Genomic DNA, 18,020 nt, shown 5'->3' with positions numbered 1-18,020 from the left:
AAAGAGCCATCCCTTCGGGGGTGGCTCTTTCTGTTTCTCCTGACATTCCGTCGTGGCGGACGCGGCCCTCGCGTCGACGGCCGGTCGAACGGCGACAACACAAAGGGGAGCCCCGGAGGGCTCCCCTTTGTGTCGTGAGCTCGGGCTGGGTCAGCCGGCCTCGAAGACGACGACGCCCAGCGGGGGAACGCGGATCGAGGCTGAGTACGGCCGGCCGTAGTGCGGTTCGGGCAGCGCCTGGATCTCGCCGAGGTTGCCCACGCCCGAGCCGCCGTACGCCTCGGAGTCGGAGTTGTAGATCTCGCGCCACCGGCCGCCGCGGGGCAGTGCCAGGCGGTAGCCCTCGTGCGGGATCCCGGCGAAGTTGATGACGACGGCCACCGGCGGGGCGTCGTACCCCTTGCGCAGGTACGCCAGGGTGTTGCGGAAGGCGTCGTCGGAGTCGATCCACTCGAAGCCGTCCGGCGAGTGGTCCAGCTGCCACAGGGCCGGCGTCTCCTTATAGACGCGGTTGAGGTCGGCGACCGAGCGCAGGACGCCCTGGTGGGCGGGGTCGTCGAGCGCGTGCCAGTCGAGCGAGCGGGACTCGGCCCACTCGGTCTGCTGAGCGAACTCGCTGCCCATGAAGAGCAGCTGCTTGCCGGGGTGGGTCCACTGGTAGCCGAGCAGCAGCCGGACGCCGGCGAGCTTCTGCCAGTGGTCGCCGGGCATGCGCTCGTACAGCGAGCCCTTGCCGTGCACGACCTCGTCGTGGCTGATGGGCAGGACGAACCGCTCCGAGTAGGCGTAGACCATCGAGAAGGTGATCTCGTTGTGGTGGTAGCGCCGGTGCACGGGCTCCTCGGCCATGTAGCGGAGGGTGTCGTTCATCCAGCCCATGTTCCACTTCAGGCCGAACCCGAGGCCGTTGCCGTCGGTGGGGGCGGTGACGCCGGGCCACGCCGTCGACTCCTCGGCGATCATCATGATGCCGGGCGTGCGGCGGTAGGCCGTCGCGTTGGCCTCCTGCAGGAACGAGATGGCGTCCAGGTTCTCGCGGCCGCCGTACTGGTTCGGGCGCCACTGGCCGGGCTTGCGCGAGTAGTCGAGGTAGAGCATCGAGGCGACGGCGTCGACCCGCAGGCCGTCGACGTGGAACTCCTCGAGCCAGTAGGTGGCGTTGGCGACGAGGAAGTTGCGGACCTCGGACCGGCCGAAGTTGAAGACGTAGGTGCCCCAGTCCGGGTGCTCGCCCAGCAGCGGGTCGGGGTGCTCGTAGAGGGCGGTGCCGTCGAACTGCGCGAGCGACCACTCGTCCTTGGGGAAGTGGGCCGGCACCCAGTCGACGATGACGCCGACGCCGGCGCGGTGCAGCGTGTCGACGAGGTAGCGGAAGTCGTCGGGGTGGCCGAACCGGGAGGTCGGCGCGAAGTACGACGACACCTGGTAGCCCCAGGAGCCGCCGAACGGGTGCTCGGCGACGGGGAGCAGCTCGACGTGCGTGAAGCCGAGCGAGACGACGTGGTCGGTCAGCTGGTGCGCGAGGTCCCGGTAGGACAGCCCGACGCGCCACGAGCCCAGGTGGACCTCGTAGACGCTCATGGGCGCGGTGTGCGGGTCGCGGGCGCTGCGGGCGGTCAGCCACTCGGCGTCGGTCCACTCGTAGGTGGACTGGACGACCACGGAGGCCGTCGCCGGGGGGACCTCGGTGCCCTGGGCCAGCGGGTCGGCCTTCTGGCGCCAGGACCCGTCGTTGCCCAGCACCTCGAACTTGTACCGGGCGCCTGCGCCGACGCCCGGGGCGAAGACCTCCCAGACGCCGCTGTCGCCCAGCGAGCGCATGGCGTGCGACGCGCCCTGCCAGTAGTTGAAGTCGCCGACCACGCGCACGGCCCGGGCGTTGGGAGCCCAGACCGCGAACGACGTGCCGGACACCTCGCCCAGCTCGCCGGGGTAGGTGCGGACGTTGGCGCCCAGCACGGTCCACAGCTGCTCGTGGCGACCCTCGCGGACGAGGTGGCGGTCGAGCTCCTGGACCGTGGGCAGGAAGCGGTAGGGGTCGTCGGCCACGGCGGCGTGGCCGTCGTACGTGACCTCGAGCCGGTAGTCCGGGACATCGGTGCCGGGCAGCACGGCCACCCAGATGCCGTCCTGCTCGTGGCGCGCCGGGACGCGTGACGTCGACGTGACGACGACGACGGACTCGGCGAGCGGTCGCAGGGTCCGGACCGTGACCCCGCCACCCCCGACGTGGGGCCCGAGGACGTCGTGCGGTGCGTAGTACGCCCCGTGGGCGACGGTGCGGAGGGTGTCGTCGTCGACGGGGACCGGGGACGGTGCGGCCGGGCTCATGCCCCTACCCAACCACCAGCGGGGTTCGAGCGCAGGGTGGTCGCCCCGGTGACCTGCATCTCAGGCTCGATCGGGCGTCGGGACGCACGCGGGCGACCTCCCGGCTCGCCCTCAGGCGTCGTCGCGCGGGGCCGTGGTGGTCGTGCCGCGGGCCACCAGGCGGGGCAGGGGAGCGGTGTACGAGCGGACGGTGCCCGACGCGAGGAGGTTGAGCACGCAGTCGGCGACCTGGACGCCCATGGCGTGCACATCGAGGCTCATGGCCGACAGGGCGGGGAGGGAGAGGCGGCAGAGCGCCGAGTCGTCCCACGCGAGCAGCGAGAGCCGCTCGGGGACCGGGACGTCCATCTCGTGCGCGACGCCGAGGCCGGCGACGGCCATGACGTCGTTGTCGTAGATGATCGCGGACGGCGGAGCGCCGCGGCCGAGCAGGGCGCGGGTGGCGCGGGTGCCGGACTCCTCGCCGTAGTCGCCCTCGACCACGGTGCCGTGCGCGCCGAGCCGGGCGCACTCGCCCAGGAACGCTTCGGTGCGGGCCTGGGTGTGCGCGAGGTGGCGCGGGCCGCTGACGCGCGCGAGCTGCCGGTGGCCCAGCCCGACGAGGTAGGTGACCGCCGTGCGCATGGCCTCGGCGTTGTCGATCCACACGTTGGCGAACGGGAGGTCGGGCCGCGGGCCGCCGACGACGACCGTGGGGATGCCGAGCTCGCCGAGCACGTCGAGGCGCGAGTCCTCCAGGGCGACGTTGACCACCACGACGGCGTCGACGAGCTTGCCCTCGCCCCAGCGGCGGTAGGTCCGGATCTCCGCCTCGTGGTCGGGCACGACGTGCAGCAGCAGGGAGCGGCTCTCGCCGGCCAGGGACTCCTCGATGCCTCCGATGAGCTCCATGAAGAAGGGCTCGAAGCCGAGCATCCGGGCAGGTCGGGCGAGTACCAGGCCGACGGCGTCGAGACCTTGCGTCATGGTCGCGAGCGTACCTGCGGCCCGTGGGCGGTCAGGCCCGCGACGGGGTGAGGTCACGTCCACCGTCCCAGGGCCCGTGGGCGGTCAGGCCCGCGACGGGGTGAGGTCACGCCCACCGCCCCCAGGGCCCGTGGGCAGTCAGGCCGATCGCGGGGTGGTCGCACCGACGTCCAGGGCCCGTGGGCGTTCAGGCCGGCGACCGAGTGAGGTTCTCCGCGCCGATGCGCGGCACGATGACGTCGTTGGCGGAGCGGAGCACCGGGCCGCGGGTCAGCGCGGCGGGGTCGACGGAGGCGCGGGTGCGGACGTGGAAGGAGGCGGTCTCGCCGGCCGGGACGTCGACGAGCGCCCGGTCCACCGAGGCGTCGGGGTCCAGCCGGTCGACCAGCAGCGTGACGTCGCGGGCGAGCGACGACGCGGTGACGTCCACGCGGAAGCCGTCCTGCACCGGGGTGACGGTCGCGCGCACGGCTGCCGGGTCCAGGGCGAGGTCGACGTCCTCGGCCCAGGTGTGCACGGCCTGGAGGTCCCCTAGCCGGACGACGAGCACCTCGCGCGACGGGTCGGCGGGGGTCGCGACCGTCGTCGGCAGCGCGAGCCGGCCGACGGACCAGGCGCCGACGGCGAGCGCGAGGTCCTCCTCGGCGAGCACGGTGCCGTCCAGCAGCCGGCGGGAGAGGCGCACGACGCCCTGCCAGATCTCGGCCGTGTCGTTGACGACCGCGAGCACCTCGCCGTCCTCGCGCGGCTGCACGGTGAGCAGTCGGGGCGCGTAGGCGTCACGGAGCGCGTACCAGAGGGGCTTGGGCCGCTCGTCGCCGTCGATCGCCGCCCACGACGTGACCGGCCAGCAGTCGTTGAGCTGCCAGACGATCGCGCCGGCCGTGCGGGGCCACCACGAGCGGTAGTGCTCGACGGCGAACCGGACGGCGCGCGCCTGGTTGAGCTGGGCCGCCCAGTGCCAGTCGGTGAAGTCGTCCGGCACGCCGAGGTGCGGGGCCATGCCGCGGTCGAGCTTGCCGTTGCCGTCGTCGGCCTTCTGGTGGAGCAGGAACGCCGGGTCGTCCTTGGTCAGCGGCCCGCCGTCGACGGCGTGGACCGCGCGGGTGAGGGTGGCCCAGGTGGGTGGCCCCTGGAAGCCGAACTCCGAGCAGAAGCGCGGGACCTCGTCGCCGTAGACGCGGTAGTCGACGCGGTTCCAGACCTCCCACTGGTGGTGGGTGCCGTGGTCGGGGTCGTTGGGGTGCACCTCGGTGAGCGCGAAGCCGGGGGAGTAGGGGCTGCCGTCCGCGTAGGGGCGGGTGGGGTCGAGCTCCGCGACCACGTGCGCCAGCAGCTCGGTGGCGTACCGGAAGCCCCACGTGCGGCCCTCGAGCTCCTCCTGCCAGCCCCAGTCCAGGAAGCCCCAGAGGTTCTCGTTGCCGCCGTTCCACAGCACGAGCGAGGGGTGCGGGGTCAGGCGGGCGACGTTCTCGCGCGCCTCGGCCTCGAGCTCGTCCCAGAGCGGCTGCTCCTCGGGGTACGCCGCACACGCCAGGAGGAAGTCCTGCCAGACCAGCAGGCCGCGCTCGTCGCAGAGGTCGTAGAAGTCCTCGGACTCGTAGATGCCGCCGCCCCAGACGCGCACGAGGTTGAGGTTCGCATCCACGGCCTGGTCGAGGCGGCGCGCGAGGCGGTCGCGGGTGATCCGGGTCAGCAGGTGGTCGTCGGGGATCCAGTTGGCGCCCTTGACGAAGACCGGGCGGCCGTTGACGCGGAACGTGAACGCGGTGCCGTCGTCGTCCGTGCTGGTGTCCAGCTCGATGGTGCGGAAGCCGATGCGGCGGGTCCACGCGTCCAGGTGCTCGTGCGCGTCCGGGGCGGTCAGGGTCACGACGAGGTCGGCCAGCGGCTGCGGTCCGTGTCCGACCGGCCACCAGAGCGGTGCGTGCGGGACCTCGAGGTCGACCGTGGCGGTCGACGAGCCGCCAGCGACCGGCACGGACACGTCCGCGCCGGCGACGCGCGCGCGCACGACGAGCGGCGCGTCCCCGCCGGGCAGGCCCGAGCGCTCCAGGTCGACGTGCACCGCCACGTGGCCCGTGCCCGCCGCGTCGACGGTGACCAGCGGTCGGACGCCCGCCAGGCGCGCGACCGTCCAGCGCTCGACGCGCACCGGGCGCCAGAGCCCGGCGGTCTGCAGGTCCGGGCCCCAGTCCCAGCCGAACGAGCACGCCATCTTGCGGACCATGTTGAACGGCTGGTCGTAGGCGAGGGGGCGCGGGCCCAGGCGCTCGGCCTCGGCCTCCGCGTGCACCAGCGCCGACGACAGCAGGACCAGCAGGCGCTGGGTGGCCGGGCGCAGCAGGTCGCGCACGTCGAACCGGTAGGACCGGTGCTGGTTCGCGGTCCGGCCGAGCTCGTGGCCGTCGAACGTGAGGGTGGCGACCGTGTCGATGCCGTCGAACACCAGGTCGACGCGCTCGTCGGCGGCGGCGGGCGCCAGGTCGAGGTCGCGCTCGTACGCCCAGTCGGTGCGGCGCATCCACGCGAGGTCCTCCTCGTGGCGGTCGACGTACGGGTCCGGGATCAGCCCGGCCTCGAGCAGCGCGGTGTGGCTGGTGCCGGGCACGCGCGCCTGCACGCGGCGGCCGACGAGCTCGGCCGGGACGGGGCCGGCGACAGCGGTCAGCGACCAGCCGTCGTACAGGTCCTGGGTGTTCATCGACGAGCTCCTGGGTCCGGGGGTCCGGCGTGGGCGCGCCGCATCCTTGCGTCGCGCCTCGTCGGCACCTCCGGGAGGAGCCGAACATCTGGCAAGTACCCTGGGATCATTGTTAGACAACTGAATAAAGTAAGTCAATGACGCCGGGATCGGCCCCGGACCCGTAGCGTGCAGGGGCGCGTCGAACGCGCCCGAGCCAGACAGCCCGCACCGGATCAGGAGACACCCGCCGTGACCGACAGCGCCACCCCCGACATCCTCGTCCACCTGCGCGCCGCGGGGGTCAGCGTGGTCGTCGACCTCACGGGCGGCACGCTGCCGCGGATCCTGCACTGGGGCGGCGACGTCGGGGACCTCGAGCCGGGCGAGGCGCGTCGCGCGTGGCGGCCGGTCGCCCATGGCTACCCGGTCGACGGGCAGGTCGAGGTCGCGGTGCTGCCGCAGGAGTCGGCCGGGTTCCTCGGCACGCCGGGCCTGGTCGGGAGCCGCGACGGGCAGGACTTCTCGACGCGGTTCGTCGTCCGCGCGCACGACGTGGCCACCGAGGAGGACGGCACGCAGCGGCTCACGGTCGAGGCGGTCGACGACGCGGCGCGGCTGGGGCTGACGCTCGTGCTCGAGCTCACCGCCCAGGGCCTGGTGCGGCAGCGGGCGGTGCTGACCAACGAGGCCGACGAGGTGTACGGGCTGGACGGGCTGCTGCTCACGATGCCGGTGCCCGCGGCCGCGACCGAGCTGCTCGACTTCTCCGGCAAGTGGGCCCGCGAGCGCAGCCCGCAGCGGACGGCCTTCACGCACGGCACCCGCCTGCGCGAGAACCGGCGCGGGCGCACGGGGTACGACTCGGCCTTCGTGCTGGTGGCGGGCACGCCGGGGTTCGGCCACCGCGGCGGCGAGGTCTGGGGCCTGCACACCGCGTGGTCGGGGAACCACCGCTCGCTGGCCGAGCGCAGCCACTACCACTCCGGGCTGCTGGGCGGCGGCGAGCTGCTGGGGTCCGGCGAGGTCCGCCTGGCGCGCGGCCAGTCGTACACGAGCCCGTGGGTGTACGGGTCGTGGGGTGTCGGGCTCGATGCGCTCGCGGGCCGGTTCCACGCCTGGCTGCGCGCACGCCCGCAGCACCCGCGCTCGCCGCGGCCGGTCACGCTGAACACGTGGGAGGCCGTGTACTTCCAGCACGACCTCGGCCGGCTGACCGCCCTGGCGGACGCTGCGGCGGCCGTCGGCGCCGAGCGGTTCGTGCTCGACGACGGCTGGTTCGGCGACCGGCGCGACGACACCCGCGCGCTGGGGGACTGGTACGTGTCGGCCGACGTCTGGCCCGACGGCCTGCACCCGCTGGTCGCGCACGTGACGGGCCTCGGCCTGCAGTTCGGCCTCTGGGTGGAGCCCGAGATGGTCAACGCCGACTCCGACCTGGCCCGCGCGCACCCGGACTGGATGCTGCGCGTCCCGTCCCGGCTGCCGCGCGAGGCCCGCCACCAGCAGGTGCTCGACCTGGCGGTGCCCGAGGCGTACGCGTACATCCTCGAGCGGCTGGACGCGCTGCTCACCGAGTACGCGATCGGCTACCTCAAGTGGGACCACAACCGGGACCTGGTCGACGCGGGTCACGGGGGAGCGCCCGGGGTGCACGGGCAGACGCTCGCGGTCTACCGCCTGCTCGACGAGCTGCGCGCGCTGCACCCCGGGGTCGAGATCGAGTCGTGCTCGTCCGGCGGGGCCCGCGTGGACCTGGAGATCCTGCAGCGCACCGACCGGGTGTGGGCCAGCGACTGCATCGACGCGCTCGAGCGTCAGCAGATCCAGCGGTGGACCAACCTGCTGGTCCCGCTCGAGCTGATCGGCGCGCACGTCGGCTCGGGGACCGCGCACAGCACCGGCCGCAGGCACGCGCTGTCGTTCCGGGCCGCGACCGCGCTGTTCGGGCACCTGGGCATCGAGTGGGACCTGCAGGAGGCCGACGAGGCGCAGCGCGCGGAGCTCGCCGCGTGGGTCGCCCTGTACAAGGACGTCCGGCCGCTGCTGCACTCCGGGGTCTCGGTGCACGCGGACCTGGCCGACCCGGCCGTGGCCGTGCACGGTGTCGTGGCGCAGGACGGCTCGGACGCCCTGTTCGCGATCGCCCTCACGGCGAGCTCGGCGTCCGGGCCGGCCGACCGGGTCACCCTCCCGGGGCTCGACCCCGACGTGACCTACCACGTGCGCCCGCAGGCACCCGGCGACGGGGTCGACGGTCCGGAGCTCGCATGGTGGACGCCGGAGGGCCTGCGGCTGCCCGGGCGCCTGCTGTCGGGCGCCGGGCTCGAGGCGCCGCGGCAGCTGCCCGAGCGGATCGCGCTGGTGCGCGCGACGCGGGTGTGAGTCGGCGCCCCTACTTCGTCGCGCCCGACGTGAAGCCGTTGTAGATGTAGCGCTGCAGGAACAGGAAGAGCACGAGGATCGGGATGATCGTGATCACGACGCACGCGCAGATGGCCTCCCACTGCGAGCCGTAGGGCCCCTTGAAGGCGAAGAGCGCCGTGGAGATCGGCAGGGTGTCCGGGTCGTTGAGGTAGAGGTACGGCAGGAAGAACTCGTTGTAGATGCCGATGCCCTTGATGATGACGACGGTCGCGATCGCGGGCTTGAGGTTGGGCAGGATGATCTGGAAGAAGATCCGCAGGTGCCCGGCGCCCTCGATCATCGCGGCCTCGTCCAGGGAGCGCGGGATGCTGCGCATGAACTGCACGAAGATGTAGATCGACACGATGTCGGTGCCCATGAACAGCAGGATGAGCGCCCAGCGCGAGCCGTAGAGCCCGAGCGCGTTGATGATCTGGAACGTCGCCACCTGCGTGGTGACCCCCGGCACGAGGGTGGCCAGCAGGAACAGGACGAGCACGAGGCTGCGGCCCCGGAACCGGAAGCGGTCGAGCGCGTACGCGGTCCCCGCGCCGATGAGGATGGTGCCGGCGATGGCGGCGACGAAGATGATCGCCGTGTTGAGGAACGCCAGCGCCATGCCACCCCGCGTAAAGGCCAGCACGTAGTTGTCGAGGTTGAACCAGTTCTCGGGCGGCTGGAACGGGTTCGTCGCCAGGAACTCCTGGTTCGTCTTGAACGACCCGAACAGGATGAGCCCGAGCGGCAGCAGCGTGACGATCGAGGCGACGACGAGGGAGACGTACTTCGCGGTGCCGGCGGCCACCTTCACGTGAGGTCCACCTCCTCCTCCGGGACGAGCTTGCGCTGGAGCCAGGTGACCAGCAGGACGAAGAGCAGCAGCACGACGGCCATCGCGGACGCGAGCCCGACCATGTTGCGCTGGAAGGCCATCCAGACGGTGCGGATGACGAACGTCTCCGTCCCGTTGGCGCCGTTGGTCATGACGAACGGGATCTCGAACACCGACAGCGAGCCGGAGATGCCGAGGATGAACGCCAGGCCGACGATCGGGCGGATGGACGGCAGGATGATCGACCAGAACTCGTGCCAGCGGTTGGCGCCGTCGAGCGCGGCCGCCTCGTAGATCTCCGAGTTGATCGACTGGATCGCGCCGAGGAACATCACGAACGTCAGGCCCGTGTAGCGCCAGACGGAGACGGCCGCGAGCGAGTAGTTCGCGACGTCCGGGTCGCCCGTCCACTGGTGGATGAGGCTCTGCAGGCCCGTGTTCATCAGGACGGTGTCCAGGCCGCCGCCCGGCTTGAGGAAGTTGAGGAAGATCAGGCCGATCGCGACGCCGTTGATGAGGTACGGGAAGAACAGGATGCCCTTCCAGAGGTTCTTGAACCGGACCTTGAACGACAGGATCGTCGCGAAGTAGAGCGCGAGCGCCATCTGCACGAACGAGCCGACGACGTAGAACAGTGAGACGTAGAAGACGCGCAGGTTGTCGGGGTCCGTGAACACCTCGACGTAGTTGTCGAGCCCGACGAAGGTCTTGGTCTTGTCGAGCCCGTCCCAGTCCGTGACGGAGTACCAGAACATGTTGAGCACGGGCGTGTACGTGAGGAGCAGCAGCAGGCCTATCGGGACCAGCAGGAACAGGTACGGCGTGAGCCGGCGGTACCACGCGGAGCGGCGGCCCGCCCCCCCCGGAACCTTCCGGGTGGGGCGGGCCAGGTCAGGCTCCGCCACGTGGGCGGCGACCTGGCTGGTGATGCTGGAGGATGCGGTCGTCATGGCGTCGTCACGCGCCGGCGTCGGCGCGTCCCTCGGCCCACTTGGCGTTCAGGTCGTCGAAGATCTGCTCCTTGGTGCGGGCTCCGGAGCGGGCGTCGTCGATGATCTGCAGGCGGTACTTGGGGTCGGTGGTGACGATGCCCGACGCGGTATCGATGTCTGCGAACAGCGACTCCTTGCCCGCGGGCGCGGGGTTCGCCGTGATGAGCTCGACGTCCTTCATGAAGCCCTCGAGCGCGGCCGGGACGGCACCGTCGATCATCGGCGAGAGTCCGACCTCGGCCTCGGAGTAGCCCGACTCGTGGTTGAACCAGTCGATCCACGCGCGGGCGGTGGCCTTGTTCTTCGAGTTCACGTTGATGCCGAGGTTGTAGTCACCGCCGGCCATCGCGTGGAACGTGCCGTCCACCTGCACCGGGATCGGCATGTAGCCGATGTCCGCCGGGTCGGCGCCCGCCGCCTCGGCGGCCGCGGCCATCTGCGGGATCGCCCACGAGCCCAGCTGCATCGCGGAGATCTCGCCGACGCCGATCATGCGCTTCGAGCCCTCCCAGTCGGTGGTGGTCGGGTCCGCCTCGGTGAGGCCCTGGGCGACCGCGTCGTAGAGCAGGCCGTCGGTCACGCCGTAGTCGCTGTCGTCGGTCCACGGGGCGTCCTGCTCGACGAGCGCGTTCTTCCAGTCGGGGTCGGCCGTGACCGCGCCGAGCCACCCGTCCCACTGCGAGAGCGCCCACGAGTCCTTGTAGTTGGTGTACAGCGGGGCGACCTTGATGCCCTTGTCCTTCACGGCCTGCAGGTCGTCGAGGAACTCCTGCGGGGTCGTCGGGTACTCGGTGATCCCGGCGTCCGCCCACACGCGCTTGTTGTAGAGGATGCCCTGGACGTTGCCGACGACGGGGATCCCGTACGACTTGCCCTCGAAGGACTTGTCGTTGATCCAGCGGTACTCCTTCGCCATCTCCGCCTGGTCGCCGAGCGGCTCGAAGAAGTCGGGGAGCTGGTCCGGGGTGACCGAGCCGGGGATGGCGAGGACGTCGCCGTAGTCGTCGGTGTTCATCCGGGTCTTGACGGTGCCCTCGTAGTCCTTGACGCCCTCGACCTTGACCTCGGTGACGTCGGGGTACTTGGCCTTGAACTCCTCGACGTACTTGTCGAACGTGCCGTCCTCCACGCGGTCGGTGCGCCAGGTCAGGACCGTGATCGACCCCGACGGGGTGCCGTCGTCGTTGGCCTCGCCGCCGCTCCCGCCGCCCGAGCAGGCGGCCGTGAGGGCGAGGACCGAGCTGGTGGCCACGACCGCCGCGAGGCGGGTGCGGCGCTGGTGAGGGAACATCGTTGATCCTCTCGTCGTGCCGGCACCTCCGCGTGCCGGCCGGGGTCTGATGAGGCACAGCAGCCCGGGGTCGAGCGTCTGTGCTCCCGCGTGGCATTCTTAGGCAAGTGAACAAAGTTAGTCAACGGGCGTGTCTGGGCGGGTTCCACCCGTTCCCGGATCGTTATGGTGTGCCAGGAGGGGGACACCCCATGGAGGAGGACGTGTGAGCGGCTCGCAGCCGGGCCTCGGCGCCGCGCACGCCAGCAGCAGGTCGGCGATCCTCGACCTCATCCGGGCCGCCGGCACGATCAGCCGCGTCGAGCTCACGCGCGCGACCGGCCTGACCGGGGCGACCATCTCCACGGTGGTGCGCCGGCTCATCGACGACGGCCTGGTGCTCGAGGTCGGCAGGGCCGAGTCCACCGGCGGCAAGCCGCGCATGCTCCTGCAGCTCGACCCGTCCGCGCGCTACGCCATCGGTGTGCACCTCGACCACGCCGGGATCACCTACGTCATCGCGAACCTCGGCGGCGCGATCGTCGCGCGCTGGCGCCGGCCCGGCGCGGGGTCCGACGACCCGCGCGAGGTGGTCGCCCGCATCGCCGCGGAGATCCGCGCCACCATCACGCGCGTGGGCGTCGACCCCCGGCGCGTCCTCGGTCTCGGCGTGGTCTCGCCCGGACCGATCTCTGCCTCCACCGGCATGACGCTGACGCCGCCCGTGATGCAGCGCTGGGCCGAGTTCCCGCTCGGCGCGGCGCTCGAGGACGCCGTCGGCCTGCCCGTGCTGCTGGACAACGACGCCACGGCCGCGGCGATCGGTGAGTACTGGTCGGGCGGCATCGCGACGGGGTCGGCGTTCGCCGCGCTCTACATGGGCACGGGCATCGGCGCCGGGATCATCGTCGACGGCACGGTGTTCCGCGGGTCCAGCTCGAACGCCGGGGAGGTCGGACACATCTGCGTCGACCTCGACGGGCCGCCGTGCTGGTGCGGCAGCGTGGGTTGCGTCGAGGTGCTGGCCGGCCCCGCGGCGGTGGTCGAGGCCGCCCGCGCGGCCGGGATCGAGCTCGCCGGTCGCAACGTCGCCGAGAGCTTCGGGTCGCTCGCCCGGGCCGCCAGCCGCGGCGAGGACCTGCCGATGCAGCTGCTGCAGCGGTCGGCCCGGTACCTCGGGGTCGCCGCGCAGACGCTGGCCAACGTGCTCGACCTCGAGCTGGTGATCCTCACCGGGCCTGCCTTCGCGCTCGCGGGCTCGCTCTACCTGCCCGAGATCGAGCGCCGGCTGGGGCAGTCGTTCTTCGCGCGCGGCAGCCACGCCGTGCGCGTCACGATCTCCTCCAACGCGCCCGAGGCCGCCGCGGTGGGCGCCGCCGCGCTGGTGCTGCAGAGCGAGCTGGCCCCCCGGCAGGTGGGCGTCCGCATGCCGCTGGAGCTGCCGCTCGAGGTCACCGCGGGGGCGTGAGCCGTTCCAGCCCCGCGATCGGGATCGGCAGCCACGTCGGTCGGTTCCGGGACTCGTAGACCGCCTCGTACAGGGTCTTGTCCAGCTCGAGCGCGCGCAGCAGCGTCTGGTCCCCGCCCCCGTACCCGGCGAGCAGGCCCGCGCGCGCGGCGGCGGTCCAGTCCGCGGCGGCGGCCCCCGAGAGGCCGCCTACGGCCGCGGCGTAGTCGAGCGAGCGCAGCAGGCCCGCCACGTCGCGCAGGGCGAGGTCGGGCCGGGTGCGCTGGGCGAGCGGCGCGAGCGGCTCGCCCTCGAAGTCCATGATGAACCAGGCGTCGTGCGAGCGGAGCACCTGGCCCAGGTGCAGGTCGCCGTGCACGCGCTGGCGCGGGGGAGCCGACGGCAGGGAGCGCACCTCGGCGACGACCTCCGCGACGCCGTCGGCGAACCGCGCGAGCGACGGGACCGCGGACAGCGCCCACGAGAACCGCGTGGCGACCGCGCGGGCGACCTCCTCCGGCCCCTGGTCGACCTCCTCGACGCCGTACGCCCGGACGAGGGCGTCGTGCATCGTCGCCGTGATCGACCCCAGCGACCGGGCCAGGTCCGCGAACGACTCGCCGCGGCCCGCGTACGCGCACGCGAGCTCGAAGCCGTCCTCGGCCGCGTCGACGAACGCCGCGAGCACCCCCAGGTAGCCGGTGACCGGCTCGCCGTCGTGGCCCGGCCACTCGGCCTGCAGCCAGGCCAGGGGCGCGGGGACGTGCTGCCAGCCGACGTCGACCAGGTGGCGGGGGACGTCGACGTCCGGGTTCTCGCCCGGGGCCACCGCGCGCAGGACCTTGAGGATGCCCGGCCGCGCGCCCGGCAGGATCACGGACGTGTTGGACTGCTCGCCCGAGATCGCCCGGGCGGCGGTCACGTCGACGTCGGCGCCCGGGCCGTCGGCGGCCGCGAGCCACGCGCGCAGGAACGACGGGTGGTCGGCGCCGTCCAGGACGCTGCGGCCGTCGAGCGTGCCGATCGCCTCCGCGGTCGGGCCGTCGGTGAGGACCAGCGGCACCTGCAGGAGCGCGTCGATGGATCCCGCGCGGGCCCGTACCAGGAGCACGGTCACGTCGGGGGCGAGCGCGAAGGAGGCGGTCGCGGTCAGCTCGGTGACCTGCCCCTTCGCCGGGAACCAGCGCTTCGTCGGCAGCCAGTCCCGCACGACCTCGAGCAGGCGCGCGTCGTCCGGGGACGTGCGGGCGGTCAGGGTCACGGCGCCGTCAGCTCCAGCCAGTAGAAGTCGCGCGACCCGAGGGTGAACGAGGCGGACCCGTCGGCCGCGACCGGGGTGAACGGGGCGCCGCCGAACACGTCGTGCACCGACCAGCCCGCGCGGTCCTTCAGCGTGACGGTCGCGGCGCGTGCCGTGGACGCCATGTTGGCGACGACGAGGATCGTCTCGTCGTCCGTGTGCCGGCAGAACGCCAGGACCGACTCGTTGTCGCAGGCCAGCACCTCGAAGTCGCCCGCCCCCAGCGCGGGGTGCTGGCGCCGGACCGTGAGCATGCCGTGCACCCAGTGCAGCAGCGACGTCGGCTGCGCCAGCTGGGCCTCGACGTTGGTGTGGCTGTAGTGGTGCACCAGCGACTGGACCAGCGGGAGGTAGAGCTTGCCCGGGTCCGCGGTCGAGAAGCCGGCGTTGCGGTCGGGGGTCCACTGCATGGGTGTGCGGACCGAGTCGCGGTCGGGCAGCCAGATGTTGTCGCCCATGCCGATCTCGTCGCCGTAGTACAGGCAGGGGCTGCCCGGCAGGCTCAGCAGCAGCGCGTGCGCGAGCTCGATCTCCTTGCGCGAGTTGTCCAGCAGCGGGGCCAGCCGGCGCCGGATGCCCACGTTGGCGCGCATGCGCGAGTCGGGCGCGTACCACCCGTACATCGACGCGCGCTCCTCGGTGGAGACCATCTCGAGCGTGAGCTCGTCGTGGTTGCGCAGGAACGTGCTCCACTGGGCGCCGTTGTTCGGGATCGGCGGGGTGTCGGCCAGGATGTCGATGATCTGCGTGGCCCGCTGGTCGCGGATCGAGTAGTAGATGCGCGGCATGACCGGGAAGTGGAAGCACATGTGGCACTCCGGCTCCTCCTCGGTGCCGAAGTAGTGCACGACGTCCTCGGGCCACTGGTTGGCCTCGGCCAGCATGATCCGGCCCGGGAACTCCTGGTCGATCATGGCGCGGACCTTGCGCAGGAACGCGTGCGTCTCGGGCAGGTTCTCGCAGTTGGTGCCCTCGGCCTCGAACAGGTACGGCACCGCGTCGAGCCGGAAGCCGTCGACGCCGATGCCCAGCCAGAACCGGCCGACGTCGAGCATGGCCTCGACCACGCGCGGGTTCTCGAAGTTGAGGTCGGGCTGGTGGCCGAAGAACCGGTGCCAGAAGAACTGCCGGCGCACGGGGTCGAAGGTCCAGTTGGACGTCTCGGTGTCGACGAAGATGATGCGGGCGTCCTGGTACTTCGTGTTGTCGTCGCTCCACACGTAGAAGTCGCCGTACGGCCCCTCGGGGTCGGAGCGCGACGCCTGGAACCACGGGTGCTGGTCGCTGGTGTGGTTCATCACGAGGTCGACCACGATGCGCATGCCGCGGGCGTGCACCTGCTCGATGAGCTCCGTGAAGTCGGCCATGGTGCCGTACTGCCCGGCGATCGCGGTGTAGTCGGCCACGTCGTAGCCGCCGTCGCGCAGGGGGCTCGGGTAGAACGGCGGCAGCCACAGGCAGTCGATGCCCAGCCACTGCAGGTAGTCGAGCCGGTCGATCAGGCCGCGCAGGTCGCCGCTGCCCTGGCCCGAGCTGTCGGAGAACGTCCGGAGCATGACCTCGTAGAACACCGCGGTCCGGTACCACTCCGGGTCGTCGGTGAGGCCAGGCGTGTCCGCCTCCTGGTGCGGCAGCGTCGGGGTGCGCCGTGCGGGAAGCACGATCTGCGCGGTGGTGGGTGCCGGCTCCCGAGCGTGCCGGCCGGTGACGGGGACGTCGGGGGTGCTCACGGCGCGACCAGGTGGACCACGTGCGCGGCACGGATCATCGGGTCGAGCCGGACGTAGACCGAGGGGCCCCACTCGTAGGTCTCGTCGGACAGGATGTCGTGCGCGACGACCGGCCGGCCCGGGTCCAGGCCGAACGCGTGCAGGTCCAGCTGGACCGACCCCTCCCGGGCGTTCCACGGGTCGAGGTTGACGATGACGACGATGGTGTCGGCCCGGCCCGAGGGGGAGTGCTCGGCGTCGAGGTGCTTGGCGAACGCCACGAGGGCGTCGTCGGACGTCGGCAGGACGGTGAGGTTGCGCAGCTGCTGCAGGGCCGGGTGCGTGTGCCGGAGCTCGTTCAGGCGGCCCAGCAGCAGGTTGATGCCGATGGCGTCGGCCTTCGACCAGTCGCGGGGCTTGAACTCGTACTTCTCGTTGTCGATCTGCTCGTCGACGCCCGGCCGCGGCACGTCCTCGACCAGCTCGTAGCCCGAGTAGATGCCCCACGTCGGGGCACCCAGCGCCGCGAGCACCGCGCGGACCGCGAAGCCCCGCACGCCCGTGGCCTGCAGGTACGGCGGCAGGATGTCGTGCGTCGTCGGCCAGAAGCTGGGCCGCATCCACGCGCCCTGCTCGCCCGACACCTCCGCGAGGTACGCGGTGATCTCGTCCTTCGTGTTCCGCCAGGTGAAGTACGTGTACGACTGGTGGAACCCGATCTTGGCCAGGGTCTGCATCATGGCCGGCCGCGTGAACGCCTCGGACAGGAAGATCACGTCGGGGTGGGCGGCCCGCACCGACGCGAGGATGCGCGCCCAGAAGTCGAGCGGCTTGGTGTGCGGGTTGTCCACGCGGAACAGGGTCACGCCGTGGTCGATCCACACCTGCAGCACCCGGCGGATCTCGGTGTAGATGCCCTCGGGGTCGTTGTCGAAGTTCAGCGGGTAGATGTCCTGGTACTTCTTCGGCGGGTTCTCGGCGTACGCGATGGTGCCGTCCGCGCGCGTGGTGAACCACTCCGGGTGCGCCGTGACCCACGGGTGGTCGGGCGAGCACTGGAGCGCGATGTCGATCGCGACCTCCATGCCGAGCGCGCGGGAGGCGGCGACGAAGTGGTCGAAGTCGTCGAACGTGCCGAGCGTCGGCTCGATCGCGTCGTGCCCGCCCGCGGGCGAGCCGATCGCGTACGGCGAGCCCGGGTCGCCCTGGTCGGCGTAGAGCGAGTTGTTGCGGCCCTTGCGGAACGTCGAGCCGATCGGGTGCACGGGCGTCAGGTAGACGACGTCGAAGCCCATGCCCGCGATGCGCGGCAGGTCGAGCGCGGCCGTGCGCAGCGTGCCCGAGACCCACTCGCCGATCTCCGCGTCGTACCGGGCGCCCTGCGAGCGGGGGAAGAGCTCGTACCAGGCGCCGGCCAGGGCCAGGGGACGCTCGACGGTCAGCGGGTACGCGGCCGACCGGGTCACGGCGTCACGTAGCGGTGTCTCGGCGAGCGCCGCGTGCACCGGGGCGGACAGTCCCGCGGTGAGCCGCTGGTGCGGGGTGTCGCGGACGTCCTGCAGCGCGGTGACCGCGTCGAGGAGCACGCGGGCCGCGGCCGGTGGCATCGCGTCCGCTCCCGTGCGGCCCGCCGCCCGCTGGAGCAGCAGGGCGCCCTCGGTCAGCATGAGCTCGACGTCGACGCCCGCCTCGACCTTGATCTCGGCGTCGTGCGCCCACGTGCCGTACGGGTCCGACCAGCCCTCCACCCGGAACGTCCAGTCGCCCACGGACGTCGGCACCAGACGCGCCTCGAAGCGGTCCAGGCCGGGCGCGATGTCGACCATCCGGGCGCTCGCCACGTCGCGGCCGGAGGGGTCGGTGAGCACCGCCGTGGCCCCGACGGCGTCGTGCCCCTCGCGGAAGACGGTGGCCCGGACGGGCACGGCCTCGCCGACCACCGCCTTGGCCGGGAACCGCCCGGCCTCGGCGACGGGGGAGACGTCCACGATCGGGATGCGGCCGACGGAGGTGCCGAGCGGCGCAGAGGGAGTCGTCACGCTCCCGAACCTATCCGTAGGTCCAGGTCGGGGGCATCCGGAGCG

General features: G+C 72.1%; 11 protein-coding genes. 2 read left to right on the top strand and 9 right to left on the bottom strand.

What is annotated here, in order from left to right; genetic code table 11:
- Positions 1-150 precede the first annotated feature (150 nt).
- The 3 genes from glgB to AB5970_RS16685 form a co-directional block, all read right to left on the bottom strand.
- The gene (gene glgB / locus AB5970_RS16695; protein WP_370505079.1) at positions 151-2,331 is read right to left on the bottom strand and encodes a 1,4-alpha-glucan branching protein GlgB; all 2,181 of its coding nucleotides are present in this window, start codon (positions 2,329-2,331) and stop codon (positions 151-153) included.
- Between the two features lie 111 nt (positions 2,332-2,442).
- The gene (locus AB5970_RS16690) at positions 2,443-3,297 is read right to left on the bottom strand and encodes a LacI family DNA-binding transcriptional regulator (RefSeq protein ID WP_370505078.1); all 855 of its coding nucleotides are present in this window, start codon (positions 3,295-3,297) and stop codon (positions 2,443-2,445) included.
- Between the two features lie 187 nt (positions 3,298-3,484).
- The gene (locus AB5970_RS16685; protein ID WP_370505077.1) at positions 3,485-6,001 is read right to left on the bottom strand and encodes a glycoside hydrolase family 2 protein; all 2,517 of its coding nucleotides are present in this window, start codon (positions 5,999-6,001) and stop codon (positions 3,485-3,487) included.
- A gap of 231 nt (positions 6,002-6,232) precedes the next feature.
- Here AB5970_RS16685 and AB5970_RS16680 point away from each other — a divergent pair, with 231 nt between their 5' ends.
- Complete coding sequence (locus tag AB5970_RS16680; RefSeq protein WP_370505076.1) at positions 6,233-8,365, top strand: alpha-galactosidase; 2,133 nt, start codon at positions 6,233-6,235, stop codon at positions 8,363-8,365.
- A 10-nt stretch (positions 8,366-8,375) separates the two neighbouring features.
- On the opposite strand, the gene AB5970_RS16675 is transcribed toward AB5970_RS16680, so the two are convergent.
- The 3 genes from AB5970_RS16675 to AB5970_RS16665 are packed head-to-tail and all read right to left on the bottom strand — an operon-like array spanning position 8,376 to position 11,501.
- Complete coding sequence (locus AB5970_RS16675) at positions 8,376-9,197, bottom strand: carbohydrate ABC transporter permease (protein WP_370505075.1); 822 nt, start codon at positions 9,195-9,197, stop codon at positions 8,376-8,378.
- On the bottom strand, positions 9,194-10,168 hold the full coding sequence (locus AB5970_RS16670) for a carbohydrate ABC transporter permease (protein WP_370505074.1): 975 nt from the start codon (positions 10,166-10,168) through the stop codon (positions 9,194-9,196). The genes AB5970_RS16675 and AB5970_RS16670 overlap by 4 nt, the downstream gene beginning before the upstream one ends.
- Positions 10,169-10,175: 7 nt before the next feature.
- On the bottom strand, positions 10,176-11,501 hold the full coding sequence (locus tag AB5970_RS16665) for an ABC transporter substrate-binding protein (RefSeq protein ID WP_370505073.1): 1,326 nt from the start codon (positions 11,499-11,501) through the stop codon (positions 10,176-10,178).
- A 205-nt stretch (positions 11,502-11,706) separates the two neighbouring features.
- Between AB5970_RS16665 and AB5970_RS16660 the strand changes: the two genes are divergently transcribed.
- On the top strand, positions 11,707-12,948 hold the full coding sequence (locus AB5970_RS16660; protein ID WP_370505072.1) for an ROK family transcriptional regulator: 1,242 nt from the start codon (positions 11,707-11,709) through the stop codon (positions 12,946-12,948).
- On the opposite strand, the gene AB5970_RS16655 is transcribed toward AB5970_RS16660, so the two are convergent.
- From AB5970_RS16655 to AB5970_RS16645, 3 genes are read right to left on the bottom strand one after another with little or no spacing between them, the layout of a single operon-like run.
- A complete protein-coding gene (locus tag AB5970_RS16655) occupies positions 12,932-14,188 on the bottom strand; it encodes a maltokinase N-terminal cap-like domain-containing protein (protein ID WP_370505071.1) in 1,257 nt (418 codons plus the stop codon). The genes AB5970_RS16660 and AB5970_RS16655 overlap by 17 nt on opposite strands.
- Complete coding sequence (gene treS, locus AB5970_RS16650; protein ID WP_370505070.1) at positions 14,185-15,957, bottom strand: maltose alpha-D-glucosyltransferase; 1,773 nt, start codon at positions 15,955-15,957, stop codon at positions 14,185-14,187. The genes AB5970_RS16655 and treS overlap by 4 nt, the downstream gene beginning before the upstream one ends.
- Entirely contained in the window at positions 15,954-17,975 is a 2,022-nt protein-coding gene (locus tag AB5970_RS16645) for an alpha-1,4-glucan--maltose-1-phosphate maltosyltransferase (protein ID WP_370505069.1), read from the bottom strand. The genes treS and AB5970_RS16645 overlap by 4 nt, the downstream gene beginning before the upstream one ends.
- Between the last annotated feature and the right edge of the window lie 45 nt (positions 17,976-18,020).

Origin of the sequence: Cellulomonas sp. ICMP 17802, from assembly GCF_041295535.1 — a bacterium.
GTDB lineage: Bacteria > Actinomycetota > Actinomycetes > Actinomycetales > Cellulomonadaceae > Cellulomonas.
The sequence above is the reverse complement of the archived record's forward strand: the minus strand, read 5'-3'. Positions and strand labels throughout refer to the sequence as shown.